This is a genomic window from Pseudarthrobacter sp. S9 (genome assembly GCF_050156545.1).
Taxonomy (GTDB): Bacteria; Actinomycetota; Actinomycetes; order Actinomycetales; family Micrococcaceae; genus Arthrobacter.
This window is the reverse complement of sequence record NZ_CP189576.1, coordinates 1,100,253-1,116,249: the sequence shown is the minus strand read 5'-3', so window position 1 is coordinate 1,116,249 and position 15,997 is coordinate 1,100,253. Positions and strand designations below refer to the sequence as shown.

Below are 15,997 nucleotides of genomic sequence, written 5' to 3'. Positions count from 1 at the left end.
TTCCCGGGTTGGATATTCCCTGGTCTTGCCCGGCTAGATCTTCCCGATGGGCAGCTTCTTCTCCGCCTGGAAGTCATCCTCCACCCGGCCCTTGGCCCAGTAGCCGGAGAGCGAGACCTGCGCGCGCTCCAGTCCCCGCTGCACGTAGAGAACGTCCCGGAGGCTCTTCATGTAGCCGCGCTCGCCGTGGGCAAAGACCTGCACCCGGCCATCCAGCCACTCTGAGTCCCGGACCGCGGCGACCAGGAGTTCGCCGGCCCCGGCAGGAACACCGCCGCGCGGGAGCCAGTGCAGTTCGACGCCGGCGGGTGCGGCGATCGACTGGATATCGGCGTCGCTGTCCACCTCCAGGAAGGCGAGCCCGCGGGCGTCGTGGGGGAGGGATTCGATCGCGGCGCTGATGGCCGGCAACGCGGACTCGTCGCCCGCGAACAGGTGCCAGTCCGCCGCCGGGTCGGGGTTGTAGCCGCCGCCCGGGCCGGTGAAGATGAGGCTGTCTCCGGGCTGCGCGGCGGCAGCCCATGGACCGGCGAGGCCTTCGTCGCCGTGGATCACGAAGTCGATGGCGAGCTCCTGAGCCACCTGATCGACCCAGCGGACGGTGTAGGTCCGGGTGTGCGGCCACTGATCGCGGGGCATGGTTTCCCTGACCTCCCAGAGGTCCAGCGGATCCGGGTAGTCGATGCCGGGCTGCGGGAACACGATCTTGACGTAGCGGTCCACGAAGCCGTTGGTGGCGTAGTCGGCGAAGCCCGGACCGCCGGCGACGATCCGGACCATGTGCGGAGAGAGTTGCTCGCGCCTCAGGACGGTGAGGTCGGTCTGGGGACGCGAGTTCCGGTTGGCAGTGGTGGCGGCGGGAACGGAGGTCATGGACCTAAGCCTAGCTAAGAACCCGGCTAAGGAAGCGGCGGCAGTTCCCAGTCGACCGTGCCGTCGCCCTGCTCCTGGAGCAGCTGGTTGGCGCGGCTGAACGGCCGGGAGCCGAAGAAGCCCCGCGATGCCGAGAGCGGGCTGGGGTGCGCGCTGGCGATCACCGCGCCGGACCCCAGCAGCCGCCTGACCGATTCGGCGTCCTTCCCCCACAGGATCACGACCATGGGAGCCTTGCCGCCGGCTGCGGAAGTGCGGTCCGCGACGGCGCCGATGGCGGCTGCCGTGATGGCCTCCCAGCCCTTGTTGCGGTGCGAGCCCGCTGCTCCTGCCCGGACGCTGAGCACCCTGTTCAGCAACAGGACACCCTGGTCCGCCCAGGGGCTGAGGTCCCCGTGGACGCGCGGCGGCAGGCCGAGATCGGTCTCGAGTTCCTTGTAGATGTTGGCGAGGCTGCGCGGGATGGGGCGGATGGCGCCTTCCACCGCGAAGGACAGCCCGACGGCGTGCCCCGGCGTGGGGTACGGGTCCTGGCCCACGATCAGGACCCGGACGCCTGCCAGCGGCTGCCGGAACGCCCGCAGCACGTTCGACGGCGAAGGCAGGACCTCGTGCCCGGCGGCAACTTCAGTGGCGAGGAAGTCCAGGACAGCGCGCAGCTGCCCTTCGACCGGCGCCAGCGCCTCAGCCCAGTCCTCCGCCACGAGTTCAGTCAGCGGCAGGCGGGCCAGCCCGGCAAAGCCGATAGTCTCCGCGGCGGGCGGCTCAAGCTCGAACAAGGCATCGGAATCAGACACAGGTCCATTCTCGCAGTACGTCCTGAAGCCACGCACGGAAGGAGAACGCGGCAAATGACAAGCCTGTCGTTCGCCCGTAGCATGGGGAGAGACTTTTTACCGGATCCAGCCAGGGAGTGTGAAGTGGCCGAAGCAGCGCAGGAGCACCTGCCCGCGGACGTTGCAGCCGCGGTCACCGCGCTGAAAGTGTCCAAGAATAGCGGGTCCAAAGAGTCTCCGCTGAGCACCCGCGACCAGCAGATGCTGGCACTGGAACGGCAGTGGTGGAAGTACGCCGGGGCCAAGGAACAAGCCATCCGGGAGCTCTTCGATCTGTCCGCCACGCACTACTACCAGATCCTCAATGCACTCATCGACACCGAGGATGCGCTGGCCCACGATCCCATGCTGGTGAAGAGGTTGCGTAGACTACGTACGTCACGCCAACGTGCCCGCACTGCACGCCGTTTGGGAACAGAGGCGTAAAGCCGCGTGAAGCACAGCCGGATGCGCGGGCCTTTGCGCCCACTCCGGCCTCGGGCTTCGTAAGAAACCAGCAAGGACGTCGTTTTTACCATGACCAAATACGCTCGGGATGAATTTGATCGGGTCCCGGAGACCTCCGCACGGCAGGGTGTCCACCGGGCAGTCGCCGAATCCCGCCGCCGCAGCCTGGCGCCCGTCCTGGCCGTCGGCTGCTTGGCCTTGGTCGTCGGCCTGGTGGCCTTCCTGATCCTGCCGAAGCTTGGATTCTCCTCCGCGGGGGAGAACGCGGCCCTGGCGCCTGACACAGCCGGCACCAGCGCCCCGGCCTCGCCGGGCGCCACGAGCCCGGCGGCATCCGACGCCACGCCCAGCGAAGCGCCGTCGGCGTCGTCAACCCCCTCCGCCACGCCAAGCGCGACCGCAGCCGCTGCGGACAAGACCCAGCCGGTAGCGATCTACAACGGGACAACCACGGCCGGCCTCGCCAGCCGGGTGGGCGCTACGGTCGCCTCCGCAGGCTGGGTCCTGGGCCCGATGGGCAACTGGAGCGGCGTCCCGCAGCAGAGCTCCGTCATTTTTTACAGCAGCGCGGCGCAGAAGGGCAACGCCGAGGCGCTGGGGACCCTGCTCGGCATCCCGACCCTTGTGGAGTCGGCCGAGTTCAAGATGCCCCTCGTCGTCGTGCTCGGGCCCGGTTTCCAGTAGTCAATTCCGGTTACGCCTGAATAACTATTAGCCGGCGCCCCTGCCCGCAGCCTGCCCTCCTGCGGGACCCTGTGGATAGAGTAACTGCGGACCTCGTTTCGCATTCCGCGGCGCACATCGAGGTGGGCCGCCCGCAAGCTAGCTGAAAGTGTGGACACCATGGCATTGGGAACCGTCAAATGGTTCAACGCCGAAAAGGGCTACGGCTTCATCACCGTGGACGGCTCCGGGGACGATGTCTTCGTGCACTGGTCCGCGATCATCGGCGACGGCTACCGCGCCCTGGATGAGGGCCAGCGGGTGGAGCTGGAAGTCGGCGAGGGCGAGAAGGGCCCGCAGGCCGAAAGCGTCCGGCCCGCCTAGTGGCACTCCCGGCGGCAGCGCACCCTCCGCAGGACCCTGCCCGACGCCGGACGCGTACTGTGCGGCTAAGCCGCGCCGCGGCGGCAGGGGCCGCCGCGGTCCTGGCCATGACCGCCTGCCTGGGGCCGACCGGGAGCGCCCGCGTGGCCACCGCCGACGCCAGCGGTGACGGCACGCTGCGGATCGGCCTCATCCTGGACAACACGGGCCCGCAGAACTTCCTCAATGCACCCCAGGCGGCCGCGGCGAAGCTTGCCGTCAAGGAAATCAACGCGGCGGGCGGCCACAAGGGCAAGCCGGTAGAGCTGCTCCCGGAGACCATCAGCACGGACACCGCGGCCCAGGCCAGGGAGCTCGTGGCGGCCAAGGCCGACGTCGTGATCGGCCCGACCGACTCCAGCCGCGCCCCCGCCGCCATCGACGTGCTGTCCAACGCCAAAGTCGCGGTGATCTCGCCGGCCAACTCGGCCAGCGGGCTCAGCACGTACAAGAGCGGCGGCTACTATTTCCGCACCTCGGCGGCCGACATCGCGCAGGCCGCCGTCCTCGCCAAGCTCGCCAAGGACGGCGGTGCCAGGACCCTTGCCGTCGTGCACGAGGAAGGCAGCTACGGCAAGGACGTCGCCGCCGCCGTGGCCGCCGCGGCGAAGCAGTCCGGGCTGGATCCCGTGGCCGACGCGGAGTTCAGGGCGGGGCAGGCGCAACAGGCGGCGGCTGCCGCCAAGGCAGCGGCCCCCGACGCCGTCGTCCTGGTCTCCCGGGAGGGGGCGCAGGGCGCCATCGCCGAGTTGAACAACCTGGGGCTCGCGGGCAAGAAGCTCATCCTCAGTGACGGGGCCGTCAACCAGTACGGTTCCGGCCTCGGCACCCGCGCCCTGGACGGCGCGCGCGGGATCCTGCCCGGCGTCTTTCCGTCCGCCACGTTCCAGGCCGCCCTGGTGGCCGTTGAACCGGGCTTGAAGGACATGACGTTCGCCGCCGAGACCTACGACGCCGTCAACCTGGCCGCCGTGGCCGCGGCTGCGGCGGAAGACGACGCCGGCACGTCCATCGCGGCAAGGCTCGTTGCCGTGTCCGGCGGAACGGCGCAACCCGCCGACGGCGGACAGCCAGCCGGCGGACAGCCAGCCGGTGCCCAGCCCTCCGGTGAGACCACAACCTGCAAGTCATACAAGGAATGCGCCGACGCGATCCGCGCGGGCAAGCGCCCCGACTACGACGGCGAATCCGGGCGGATCAACTTTGATTCCCACGGCGACGTCACGGAGGCGAACTACACGGTGTACAGCTACGGCGCCGACAACAAGGCCACAATGAGCGGCAACGAAACCGCGAGCAGCAGCGGCGGCTGATCGCCCGTAGCGTATTGCGCCGCCGCAGAGCGCCAATACAGGCGGTCCGGATCATGCGCTGCTTGCACTCTCCCCGGGGGAGTGCTAATTATTGACTTAGCACTCCCGCGTACTGACTGCTAAAACGACGCCCGGTTCGGCCGGCCGCGAAGCGAGGCAGCCGGACTGGGAGCGAAAGAAATACCTGGCTGGGGTGAGATCCCGGACCCAGCGGCATACAGAGGCCGCCGGGGAGGGATCGTCCGTCGCGGGCACCGCAGCAAAGGTTCATTCTTAACGACTGTCCCGAAAGGACTACTGCCGTTATGGCCAAGATCATTGCATTTGATGAAGAGGCACGCCGCGGTCTTGAGCGAGGCCTGAACATCCTCGCCGACGCCGTCAAGGTCACCCTCGGCCCGCGTGGACGCAACGTCGTCCTCGAAAAGAAGTGGGGCGCCCCTACGATCACCAACGATGGTGTTTCCATCGCCAAGGAGATCGAGCTGGACGATCCTTACGAGAAGATCGGCGCCGAGCTGGTCAAGGAAGTTGCCAAGAAGACGGACGACGTCGCCGGCGACGGCACCACCACCGCCACCGTTCTGGCACAGGCCCTGGTCAAGGAAGGCCTGCGCAACGTCGCAGCCGGCGCTGACCCGCTGTCCCTCAAGCGCGGCATCGAGAAGGCTGTTGAAGCCGTCACCCGCGAGCTCCTGGCCTCCGCCAAGGAAATCGAGACCAAGGAAGAGATCGCTGCCACGGCGTCCATCTCTGCCGGCGACAACGAGATTGGCGCCCTGATTGCCGAAGCCCTGGACAAGGTCGGCAAGGAAGGCGTCATCACCGTCGAGGAGTCGAACACCTTCGGCCTCGAGCTGGAGCTCACCGAGGGCATGCGCTTCGACAAGGGCTACATCTCCGCGTACTTCGTCACGGACGCTGAACGCCAGGAAACGGTCCTCGAGGATCCGTACATCCTGATCGTCAACTCCAAGATCTCCAGCGTCAAGGAACTGGTTGCTGTCCTCGAAAAGGTCATGCAGTCCAACAAGCCGCTGCTGATCATTGCCGAAGACATCGAGGGCGAGGCCCTGGCCACCCTGATCGTCAACAAGATCCGCGGCACCTTCAAGTCCGTTGCCGTCAAGGCTCCGGGCTTCGGCGACCGCCGCAAGGCGCAGCTCGCGGACATCGCCATCCTCACCGGTGGCCAGGTCATCTCCGAGGAAGTCGGCCTCAAGCTTGAGACCGCAGGCCTCGAACTCCTGGGCCACGCCCGCAAGGTCGTTGTCACCAAGGACGAGACCACCATCGTTGAGGGTGCAGGCGACGCCGACCAGATCGCCGGCCGCGTCTCCCAGATCCGCGCCGAGATCGAGAACTCCGATTCCGACTACGACCGCGAGAAGCTGCAGGAGCGCCTGGCCAAGCTGGCCGGCGGCGTTGCAGTCATCAAGGCCGGTGCCGCAACCGAAGTTGAGCTCAAGGAACGCAAGCACCGCATTGAGGACGCTGTCCGCAACGCCAAGGCTGCTGTTGAAGAGGGCATCGTCGCCGGCGGTGGCGTTGCCCTGATCCAGGCTGGTGCCAAGGCATTCGCCAACCTGCAGCTCTCCGGCGACGAGGCAACCGGTGCGAACATCGTCCGCGTTGCCATCGACGCGCCGCTGAAGCAGATCGCCTTCAACGCCGGCCTCGAGCCCGGCGTCGTGGTGGACAAGGTCCGCGGACTGCCCGCAGGCCACGGCCTGAACGCCGCCACCGGCGAGTACGTCGACCTGCTGGCTGCCGGCATCAACGACCCGGTCAAGGTAACCCGCTCTGCCCTGCAGAACGCGGCTTCCATCGCCGGCCTGTTCCTCACCACCGAGGCCGTTGTGGCCGACAAGCCGGAGAAGAACTCCCCGGCCATGGGCGGCGGCGACGACATGGGCGGCATGGGCGGCATGGGCGGTTTCTAACCACCCGGCTCGCTAGCCACTCCACGCAGTTCAACGACGGCGGTCCCACCTTCGGGTGGGGCCGCCGTCGGCTTAACGGCCGTCCCGGAGGATCGCTGCGGGAGGGCGCGGGGCGGTGGGGGCCGGCGGCATCTGGCAGGATAGTGCAGTGACGATTACAGCAGCGGCCGACGGTTCGGCCTTAGGAAATCCCGGCCCGGCCGGATGGGCCTGGTACGTGAACGACGACTGCTGGCGGGCCGGAGGGTGGCCTCACGGCACGAATAACCAGGGCGAGCTGATGGCCGTCCTGGACCTGTTCCGGGCAACGGCGCACCTGCCCGGCGAGGACCTGCATATCCTCTGCGACAGCCAGTACGTCATCAACGCGGTGACCAAATGGATGGCGGGCTGGAAGCGCAAGGGATGGCGCAAGGCGGACGGCAAGCCTGTGCTGAACGTGGACCTGCTCAAGGAGATCGACCAGGCGCTCGTCGGCCGCAAGTACACCTTCGAGTGGGTGCGCGGCCACGCCGGGCACGACCTCAACGAGGCGGCGGACGACCGCGCCCGGGCGGCCGCCACGGCCTACCAGCAGGGCGTTGCGGTCCGGCATGGCCCCGGGTTTGGCACTACGGCGGGAACCGCCCCGGCGGCTGCGCAAGAAGCGGCCCCGGCACCGCAGGAATCGCCAACCGCAGCGCCGGCAGCGCCCCGGCCGGCCGGACAGCAGGAACTCTTCGGCGAGCCCGGCGTTTTCAGTGAGCCCGATCTCTTCAGCGAACTCGAAGAGGCGTCGCGCGCAACCGCAGGCGGCGCGGACGCGAGCCCTGAAGCCGTCGTCGAGTCCCTTGAGCGCGAGCTGCTGCGGCCGGAAACCCGGGGCGACCTGGGGCGTACCGGCGTGCTGCTGCACCCGGATTTCACCGAAATCGGCAGCTCGGGCCGCGTCTGGACCCGCGACGCCATGATGATGGCACTGGAAGAGAACCCGGGCGGGCCAACGGAACTGGAGCTGCTGGGCGCGGACCGCCTGGGCGAGGGTATCGTGCTCCTGACGTACCGCAGCTACACCCGCTCAGGAACTGCCCTGCGCAGCTCCCTGTGGGTCCTGGACGGTGCCCAGTGGCGCCTGCGGTTCCATCAGGGCACCCCCGAGGCGTAATGCCAGCACGGGGACGCTCAGCTGAAGCGCTGCGTGTTGCCCAGCTCGGTCTGGGCGTAGCTGGCGGCCGCAGAGTTCAGCGCGAGGTTGATGGATGCCAGGGATGCCTCCACCCTGCCCTGGGTCAGGGTCCATTCGGCGACCAGGTTTTGGAAGTTGGTGGCCGCGGAGCCGCGCCAGCTTGCCTGGAGCTCGTCGAGCCCGCGTTTCATGGCCTGGACGTCCGCGCTGATCCGGTCGACCGTGGCCTTGACGTTGGCGGACTTGAGCTGGAGGAGTTCCGTATCGACGGAGATGATGCTCATGGGGATGACCTCTCGACGGTGAAGCGAGGCAGCGGGGGACCTCGCGAAGGAGTTGCTGCCTGGTCCGGATCTTCCGGACATCTCGAGCGTAGGCAGCCGGCAGGTGCGGCGGCCACCCTCGGCTGCCCTATGTGGAAACCGCCCTAAGTGGAAATCGCCCAGCCCGGACAGCGGATCATGCGGACGCGGCTACGCAGGGACCAGGCAGGGACTACGCAGGCACAGCGTCGCGGGAGCCGGGGTTCTCGATGCCGTCGTCCAGGAACGGCAGGCTGACCACCAGGGTGGCCCCGCCGCCGTCGGTCTTCCAGACCCGGACGGAGCCGGAGTGCGCGCCGACGATGGCGGCAACAATGGCCAGTCCCAGTCCGCTGCCGCCGGTTTCCCGGGTCCGCGAGGTGTCCGCCCGGTAGAAGCGCTCGAAGATCCGGGCCGCTTCGTCCTCCGGGACGCCCGGACCGTGGTCCCGGACCTCGATCACGGACTGCCGCGTTCCGTCCTGGCCGGTCCGGGCCCCCACGGCAAGTTCAATGGGGCTGCCCTCAGGCGTGTAGCGCAGGGCATTCCCGACCAGGTTGCTGACCACCTGCCGCAGCTTGGCCTCGTCGCCCAGCACCGGCGCCGGGCCCGGGGAGGCGCCGTCGAGCCCTGCCAGCTTGATGACGCGGCGGCGGTCAGCGGCCTGGGTGTCCACGACGGCGTCGTGGGCCAGCAGCAGCAGGTCCGCCGGCTTCTGCTGCAGCGGGCGCTGCTCATCGATCCGGGCCAGCAGCAGCAGATCCTCCACCATGGCACCCATGCGTTTCGCCTCGCTTTCGATCCGACTCATCGCCGTCGCCACGTCCTCCGGAGTGGACAGCGCGCCGTGCCGGTACAGCTCCGAGAAACCCCGGATGGTGACGAGCGGAGTCCGCAGCTCGTGGGAGGCGTCGGCGGCGAAGCGCCGCATCCGGGCCTCGGACGCCATCCGGGCGGCGAAGGCCGTTTCAATGTGCGCCAGCATGGCGTTCAGCGAGCTGCCTAGCCGGCCCACCTCCGTGCCGGGGTTTTCGACCTCCACACGCCGGGACAGGTCTCCGGCGGCGATCGCGGCGGCGGTCTTCTCCACCCGGGCCAGCGGCCGGAAGGACCGGGAGACGGTCCAGGTGGCGATGAAGAAGGCCAGCACAAGGGTCAGCAGCCCGACCCCCACCACGACGAGGACGGCGTGCTCCATCACCGAATCGACGGGGTCGAGGGGGAGGCCGATGACGACGACGGCGCCGCGCTGGTTGCCGTCCAGCACGTTAAGCGCCACTACCCGCCAGTTGCCCCCTTTCCCGCCGTGGACCTGGAACGGCGCCTGCTGGCGGTCCCTGGCCTCGGCCGGGGAAATGCTGCTGATGTCGGGGTGGGACTCCTTGTCGCCGCCGAACGGAAAGGGCGGCAGGCCGGGGCTGAATAGCATCAGCGAATAGTCGGTGGGAACGTTGGGGTTGCTGTCCTGCAGCTGGCTGAAGGATTGCTCCTGACGCACGGACTCGATGGCGGCCCTGAGCTTGTCGTCCACCTGCCCCTGGAGGAAGCTGTGCAGCAGGGTCAGGGTGCCGGCGCCGGTGGCGGTCAGGGCCACGAGCATCAGCGCCATCATGATGGCGACCAGTTGCGAACGCAGCGACGCCGATTTCCAGCGGTGCAGCAAGGTCAGCGCTTCTCGGCTGTCCGCAGCACGTAGCCGACGCCGCGCTTGGTCTGGATCAGCGCCGGGGCGTCAGGATCGATATCCACCTTGCGGCGCAGGTAGGAGATGTACGACTCAACGATCGAGGCGTCGCCGTTGAAATCGTATTCCCAGACATGGTCCAGGATCTGGGCCTTGGACAGGACCCGGTTCGGGTTGAGCATGAGGTAGCGCAGGAGCTTGAACTCCGTGGGGGACAGCTCGATCACGGTGCCGCCGCGGCGGACCTCGTGGGCGTCGTCGTCGAGCTGCAGGTCATCGACCCTGATGACGGCGTCGTCGTCGAGCTGGGGCTGCGTGCGGCGGAGCACGGCCCGGATGCGGGCCACTACCTCGTCGAGGCTGAAAGGCTTGGTGACGTAGTCGTCCCCGCCCACGGTCAGGCCCGTGACCTTGTCTTCGGTGTCGTCCTTCGCGGTCAGGAACAGCACCGGGAAGTGCTTGCCGGCGGCGCGGAGGCGGCGTGTGACGGTGAAGCCGTCCATGTCCGGCAGCATGACGTCCAGCACGGCGAGATCGGGGGCATGCAGTTCCGCGGCGGCCAGGGCCTCGCGCCCGGTGCCGGCCGAAACGACTTCGAAGCCGGCGAAGCGCAACGACGTGGACAGCAGCTCGCGGATGTTCGGTTCATCATCGACGACGAGGAGCTTGGCTTCGGGACCGTTCTTTTTCATGCTACCCATGATGCTCCCAGATTCTGTGAGTTTTCTGAACGGGAGATGTGTGTTGTATGGATCATTCGCCGGTGCCAGCTGGAGCGCCCGGTGCCAGCTGGAGTGCTCAGCTGGCCGTCCCCACGTCCTTGGCGTCCATGATCCGGTACGCATAGCCCTGCTCCGCGAGGAAGCGCTGCCGCTTCGCGGCGAAATCCTGATCCAGGGTGTCCCGGGCCACGAGCGAATAGAAGCGGGCCGCGCGGCCGTCCTTCTTGGGGCGCAGCAGCCGGCCCAGGCGCTGGGCCTCCTCCTGGCGGGAGCCGAAGGAGCCGGACACCTGGATCGCGACCGAGGCCTCCGGCAGGTCGATGGAGAAGTTGGCGACCTTGGATACCACGAGGGTCTGCACCTCGCCGGCACGGAAGGCCTCAAAGAGCCGCTGGCGTTCCTTGACCGACGTCTCGCCCTTGATCACCGGCGCCTGGAGGCGCTCGCCGATCTCATCCAGCTGGTCGATGTACTGCCCGATCACCAGCAGCTGCTCCCCGGCGTGTTCGGCCACGAGCTGTTCCACTATCCGGGTTTTCGTCTCGGACGTGGCGCACAGGCGGTACTTGTCCGCGTCCTCGGCCATCGCGTAGGCCACCCGTTCATCACGCGGGAGATCCACCCGGACTTCCACGCAGTCGGCGGGCGCAATGTAGCCCTGGGCCTCGATGTCCTTCCACGGCGCGTCATAGCGTTTCGGGCCGATCAGGCTGAAGACCTCGCCCTCCCGGCCGTCTTCCCGGACCAGCGTGGCGGTGAGCCCGAGCCGGCGCCGGGCCTGCAGGTCCGCTGTCATCCGGAAGATCGGTGCGGGCAGCAGATGGACCTCGTCGTAGATGATGAGCCCCCAGTCATTGCCGTCCACCAGCTCCAGGTGGGGGTAGAGCCCGCCGCGCTTGGTGGTGAGGACCTGGTAGGTGGCGATCGTGACCGGACGGACTTCCTTGACGGAGCCGGAATATTCGCCGATCTCCTCCGCCGTGAGGGACGTCCGCTTGAGCAGCTCGTCCTTCCACTGTCGCGCGGAGACGGTATTCGTCACCAGGATCAGGGTGGTGGTGGAGCTCATGGCCATGGCCGCGGCACCCACGAGGGTCTTGCCCGCGCCGCAGGGGAGCACGACGACGCCGCTGCCGCCGGCCCAGAAGTTTTCCGTGGCCAGCTGCTGGTACGGCCGGAGCTTCCAGCCGGACTCGTTCAGCGTGATGGGGTGGGGCGTGCCGTCCACGTAGCCGGCGAGGTCCTCCGCCGGCCAGCCGATCTTGAGCAGCAGCTGCTTGAGCTGCCCGCGCTGGGAGGAGTGCACCACCACGGTCTCGCCGTCGATCCTCGGGCCCAGCAGCGGGGCGATCTTCTTGGCCCGGCTGACCTCTTCAAGCACCGGGTAGTCGGACGTGCGCATCACCAGGCCGTGCTGCGGATCCTTTTCGAGCCGGAGCCGGCCGTACCGCGACATGGTCTCTTCGATGTCGATCAGCAGGGAATGCGGCACCGGGAAGCGAGAGTACTTGAGCAGGGTGTCCAGCACCCTTTCGGCGTCCAGCCCGGCCGCCCTGGCGTTCCAGAGGCCCAGCGGCGTCAGCCGGTAGCTGTGCACATGCTCCGGGGCGCGCTCCAGCTCGGCGAACGCCGCAATCGCGTGGCGGGCCTCGGTGGCCAGCTCATGGTCTACTTCCAGCAGGATGGTCTTGTCGCTCTGGACGATCAGGGGCCCGTCATTCACTGGAGCAATTCCTCTGTGGCTTCTACGTCAATAATCCGGTGGATGGACAGGACCCGTTCGGTTTCCTTGTCCGGATCGAAAACCCGGACCCGGCCGCCATTCACGGCTACCGGAACAACCGTTTCGCTTCTGGCATTCCCCATGCTGTCCACCACGTTCATCACGACGCGCTGTTTGAGCCGGATCGCTTTCTGCAGGGTCTCCAGCCCCAGCTGGGTGGCCTCCTCGCTGCCTGCAGCGGCGGCCGGGGATGGCCGCCGCTGCCGGCAGCCCGGGACCGGTCACTGCGGAGCACCGCCAGCTGGGCGTCGACGTCGGCCTCCGGCGGGGCGGTGCGCGGGGCGGTGTAGACCGGACGGCCGCTGCCGGGCACGGCGGTGCTGCGGCGCAGACGGACGACGACGGACTCGGCCTCCTCGACGACGGGGGACAGCCCCAGGCTCCGGAGCACCTGGGCGGTTTCCCGGGGCGCGGCGTGCGAGATGACCACGGTGGGCGCGATGCGTGCCAGACCGAGGCCGGCCGCACCGGGCGCGCTGAGCAGTTCCAGCAGGGCTGTCTCGTCCTCGCTCTGGATGAAGCTGGCGGCCGTGCCCACCCGGAGCCGGGAATGCCGCGCCGAGGTGTCTTCGATGAGGTACCGGAGGGGCTGCGGGATGGCCGTGGCCGAATGCTGGCGCAGGAAGTCCAGCATTGCGTGGGCATCCTGGCCGGCGTCCAGGGCCCGCCGGACCGAGGCCACGGAGAAGCGGTAGATGGTCGCCGGACCCTGGCCTTCGGCCGCGGCCATGGTGAGGAGCCGTTCGCTCAGTTCCGGTGCGAGGTAGCCCGGCGCCACCGCGGTCAGGTCCGCCTGCAGCAGGACGTGGTTCAGTGCCGCCGGCAGGTGTTCGCCCAGGATCCCCAGGGCATGGTCGGGCTGCTCCGCAGCGATCGCCGCGCCGAGCTGGCTGAGGGCCCCGGAGCCGATGAGGCCCAGCATCTCCGCCTCGGCCAGGACGCCCCGGATCAGCGAGCTGAAGCGCCTGGCCATGCGCGGCTGCGCCCAGTCGGCGCGCTCCAGCACGGCAGCGGCATCAAGCACCGGTGCCTGGCCGTCCGGCGCCGTGGCCTCCAGGGTGAGTTCATTCAGGATCTCCAGGATCCTCTTGCGGACCACCGGGGCATCGGGCCGCTGGGCCTCGGCGGAGAGCGCATTGATCGTGGTGCCGGCGGTGCCGCGGTGCGCGGCCGGTGCCGAGGCCACGCCGCTGACGGGCTGCCCCACGAGGGAGGGCGCGCGCTCGCTGGCCAGCCAGGCATTGACCAGCCAGAGCCATTGCTCCTGCCGCGGAAGCGTCAGCCACTCAAGCTGCGCAGGTTGGACCCAGGCGGAACTGTCAACGTCCAGGCGCAGCAGCCCGGCAAGGGCACACAGCTCCGCGAGCACTCCGGCCTCCTGCAGCCCGATCCGCAGGGAGTCGGCCAGCCGTTTCATCTCCCGGACGCCGACGCCGCCGCTGCGCAGCGTGACCAGCGGCTGTTCACGCACGGAGTAGAGCAGCTCGCCCACGAGCCGCAGGGTCTCCGCGATCGCACCGAGCGCGGCGTTGCGGCGCAGCCCCGCGCTGGTCTGGCCCAGCTGCGGCACCGGCGGAACCAGAGCGAAGTCCTCAATGACGAAGCCGCCGCGCAGCGAAACACCGACGCTGTGCGGCAGTTCCACGTGGGCGGCGTCCAGCGGCACCAGCAGCCCCCGGGCCAGCAGCCAGTCCACGGGGCCGGCGTCGGCACTTTCGTGAAGGACGGAGGCGCGCCGTTGCGCCTGGGGAACGGCGCCCATGGCCCAGTTGCCGAACCTGGCGAGCAGCGCCGTCGTGCGTCCCGGGGCCGTGGCAAGGATGTTCCGGAGCGATTCCGGCGTCGCCGTCCAATGCTGCAGCGACAGCGCCGCCTCCATCGGCGTCGTCGCGGGGGAGATCGCCGCCCCGCTGCGGTGCAGCTCCCCGACGAGCTGCACGACGCGCTGCGCGAAGGCCGGCTGGAGCCGCACGAGCTCGGTGTAGCTGCGCCCCAGCCCTGCAGGGTAGATGCCGATCACATCCTTGAGGCTGCCGACCGGGAGGTAATAGCGTTGCTTCGCGGCGGCGGCCGGGGCAACGCCGTGCGGGGGTCCGGCCCGGTGGACGAGCGCCAGTTCCTGCAGTGAATGCAGCAGCCGCTCGATGGCGGCGACAGTGGAGCCGTTGATGAGTTTCTTCAGCATCGCGGCCGAGGCGCTGTGCCCGGTATCCGCGTTGGTGCACAGGTGCAGCGTTTCCAGTACCTGCATTTCCGGGCGGTTGAGCCGCTCCAGCGCGCGCTGCACGCTGACCCGTCCGCTCGCCCGGGCGGCGAGGGCGGCGAAGTCCGGCACGCCGGGAGAAACCAGGTCCGGTCGCGCGGAGAACAGGGCCCGCAACGAGTCGTCGCTGCGGGCCTGCAGATCGATGCTGAGCGCGCGGATAAGGGACATCAGTCCAACGTTACCTTTCGCGCGGCTCTTGCGGGCGGCGCCGGGCTGCGACCGCGTCGATCACGAGCGCGAGCATGACCAGGAATGCCAGCGGTAGCCCGTAGAGGGCCGCGGAAGTGATCCAGACTGGGGCCACGACTTGGTTGAAGGCCATGGCCATGACGGCGCCGACGGCAACAAGCGAGAGCACGGCCACGGCGGCCGCAATGATCAGTAGGGGCCGCCGGTAGCGCTGTGGTGTCATGGGGGCAACGCTAACAGTCCGGCCTCGCCCGCGCCTCAAACCGTCAAAGTGGGCGAGGCAGGATAACCTTGGACGTACAGACCAACACGGTCCAGGCAGTCACACCCTGAACCCGCATATCCATGCGGATGCGGTGACCGCCGGCCGTGTACCAGCAGAACGAAGAAGGTTGATTACGTGCCTACCGGCAAGGTCAAGTGGTATGACAAGGAAAAAGGCTTCGGATTCCTCGCGGGCGAGGACGGCCAGGAAGTGTTCCTGCCGAAGTCCGCGTTGCCCGAGGGCGTAACGGAGCTGAAAACCGGCACCCGCGTTGAATTCGGCGTGGCCGACGGCCGCAAGGGCGCCCAGGCCCTGGGCCTGCGCGTGCTGGACAAGACACCTTCCATCGCCAAGGCCAAGCGGCCCAGCGCCAAGGATCTTGCCCCGCTGGTGCAGGACCTGGTGAGCGTGCTGGACAACCTGTCCGGTACCCTGTCCGCGGGCAAGTACCCGGAAGGCAACAAGGGCAAGGCGATTGCCGCCGCGCTCCGTAAGGTTGCCGACGAGCTGGACGTATAGGGCCCTTGATGACTCCGGAACCTGATCAGAAGGCGCCCAAGGCGGCCGGCGCAGCCGGATCCAAAACTGCCGGATCCAAAACAGCCGGATCCCGGCCGCGCGCCGGCGTTCCGGTCTGGCGCACGGGCAAGCCGGACGCTGTCCTGGCCGCCGCCGTCGACTTCGCCCGCACCGCCGTGGAAGGCATCGCCCCGGCCTGGCAGATCGGCCAGCACCTGGGTGCCCGCAGCGAAGGCGACCGTCTCGTGACACACCTGTTCGAATCAAAGCTGCCCGGATACCTGGGCTGGCAGTGGTACGCCGTGCTCACCCGCAACTCGCGGTCCAAGGTGGTGACGGTCGACGAGCTCGGTCTGCTGCCCTCGGAGGACTCCGTCCTGGCGCCTGATTGGATCCCGTGGGCTGAACGTGTCCGTCCGGAAGACGCTCAGGGCGACGAGGCTGCCGAGGAGGCATCCGGCGCCGGAGCGCCGTCGGATGCGCCTGACGCCGAGGACAGCTCCGCAGCCGACGCCGACGACGCTGCAGCCGACGACGCTGCAGCCGACGCCGACGCCGACCAGGACGACTCCGCAGCCGAGGCTGACTAGCGGTTGGAAGCGTC

Annotated in this window: 15 protein-coding genes and 1 pseudogene; 8 read left to right on the top strand and 8 right to left on the bottom strand. The window is 68.5% G+C overall.

What is annotated here, in order from left to right; genetic code table 11:
- Window positions 1-33 precede the first annotated feature (33 nt).
- Window positions 34-873: a siderophore-interacting protein gene (locus tag ACQCSY_RS05195; RefSeq protein WP_427133768.1), complete on the bottom strand. Its 840-nt coding sequence runs from the start codon at window positions 871-873 to the stop codon at window positions 34-36.
- Window positions 874-899: 26 nt separating this feature from the next.
- Window positions 900-1,670 (bottom strand): uracil-DNA glycosylase, encoded by a 771-nt coding sequence (locus tag ACQCSY_RS05190; protein ID WP_427133767.1) that lies wholly within the window; start codon window positions 1,668-1,670, stop codon window positions 900-902.
- A gap of 123 nt (window positions 1,671-1,793) precedes the next feature.
- Between ACQCSY_RS05190 and ACQCSY_RS05185 the strand changes: the two genes are divergently transcribed.
- From ACQCSY_RS05185 to ACQCSY_RS05160, 6 genes are all read left to right on the top strand, one after another.
- Entirely contained in the window at window positions 1,794-2,135 is a 342-nt protein-coding gene (locus ACQCSY_RS05185) for a DUF3263 domain-containing protein (RefSeq protein ID WP_427133765.1), read from the top strand.
- A gap of 90 nt (window positions 2,136-2,225) precedes the next feature.
- Window positions 2,226-2,840 carry a LytR C-terminal domain-containing protein gene (locus tag ACQCSY_RS05180; RefSeq protein WP_427133763.1) on the top strand — a complete coding sequence of 205 codons (615 nt, stop codon included), beginning with the start codon at window positions 2,226-2,228 and terminating at the stop codon, window positions 2,838-2,840.
- A 159-nt stretch (window positions 2,841-2,999) separates the two neighbouring features.
- Window positions 3,000-3,203, top strand: a complete 204-nt coding sequence (locus ACQCSY_RS05175) for a cold-shock protein (protein ID WP_427133761.1) — start codon at window positions 3,000-3,002, stop codon at window positions 3,201-3,203.
- Window positions 3,204-3,262: 59 nt separating this feature from the next.
- Window positions 3,263-4,555, top strand: coding sequence for an ABC transporter substrate-binding protein (locus ACQCSY_RS05170; protein ID WP_427133759.1), 1,293 nt, complete (start codon window positions 3,263-3,265; stop codon window positions 4,553-4,555).
- A gap of 305 nt (window positions 4,556-4,860) precedes the next feature.
- Complete coding sequence (groL, locus tag ACQCSY_RS05165) at window positions 4,861-6,498, top strand: chaperonin GroEL (protein ID WP_427133757.1); 1,638 nt, start codon at window positions 4,861-4,863, stop codon at window positions 6,496-6,498.
- A 148-nt stretch (window positions 6,499-6,646) separates the two neighbouring features.
- On the top strand, window positions 6,647-7,642 hold the full coding sequence (locus tag ACQCSY_RS05160) for an RNase H family protein (RefSeq protein WP_427133755.1): 996 nt from the start codon (window positions 6,647-6,649) through the stop codon (window positions 7,640-7,642).
- Between the two features lie 17 nt (window positions 7,643-7,659).
- On the opposite strand, the gene ACQCSY_RS05155 is transcribed toward ACQCSY_RS05160, so the two are convergent.
- The 6 genes and pseudogenes from ACQCSY_RS05155 to ACQCSY_RS05130 all read right to left on the bottom strand — a co-directional run bounded on the left by ACQCSY_RS05155 (window position 7,660) and on the right by ACQCSY_RS05130 (window position 14,832).
- The gene (locus ACQCSY_RS05155) at window positions 7,660-7,947 is read right to left on the bottom strand and encodes a WXG100 family type VII secretion target (protein ID WP_427133753.1); all 288 of its coding nucleotides are present in this window, start codon (window positions 7,945-7,947) and stop codon (window positions 7,660-7,662) included.
- Window positions 7,948-8,158: 211 nt separating this feature from the next.
- Complete coding sequence (locus ACQCSY_RS05150) at window positions 8,159-9,628, bottom strand: ATP-binding protein (protein WP_427133751.1); 1,470 nt, start codon at window positions 9,626-9,628, stop codon at window positions 8,159-8,161.
- Between the two features lie 2 nt (window positions 9,629-9,630).
- Entirely contained in the window at window positions 9,631-10,341 is a 711-nt protein-coding gene (locus ACQCSY_RS05145; protein ID WP_427133749.1) for a response regulator transcription factor, read from the bottom strand.
- 106 nt (window positions 10,342-10,447) lie between these two features.
- Complete coding sequence (locus ACQCSY_RS05140) at window positions 10,448-12,094, bottom strand: DNA repair helicase XPB (RefSeq protein ID WP_427133747.1); 1,647 nt, start codon at window positions 12,092-12,094, stop codon at window positions 10,448-10,450.
- Window positions 12,091-14,588, bottom strand: a pseudogene (locus ACQCSY_RS05135) (helicase-associated domain-containing protein). The gene ACQCSY_RS05140 and the pseudogene ACQCSY_RS05135 overlap by 4 nt, the downstream one beginning before the upstream one ends.
- A gap of 10 nt (window positions 14,589-14,598) precedes the next feature.
- Complete coding sequence (locus ACQCSY_RS05130; RefSeq protein WP_427133745.1) at window positions 14,599-14,832, bottom strand: hypothetical protein; 234 nt, start codon at window positions 14,830-14,832, stop codon at window positions 14,599-14,601.
- 177 nt (window positions 14,833-15,009) lie between these two features.
- On the opposite strand from ACQCSY_RS05130, the gene ACQCSY_RS05125 reads away from it, so the two are divergent.
- Window positions 15,010-15,393, top strand: a complete 384-nt coding sequence (locus ACQCSY_RS05125) for a cold-shock protein (protein ID WP_427133743.1) — start codon at window positions 15,010-15,012, stop codon at window positions 15,391-15,393.
- Window positions 15,394-15,401: 8 nt separating this feature from the next.
- The gene (locus ACQCSY_RS05120; protein ID WP_427133741.1) at window positions 15,402-15,983 is read left to right on the top strand and encodes a DUF3027 domain-containing protein; all 582 of its coding nucleotides are present in this window, start codon (window positions 15,402-15,404) and stop codon (window positions 15,981-15,983) included.
- The last annotated feature ends 14 nt before the right edge of the window (window positions 15,984-15,997 follow it).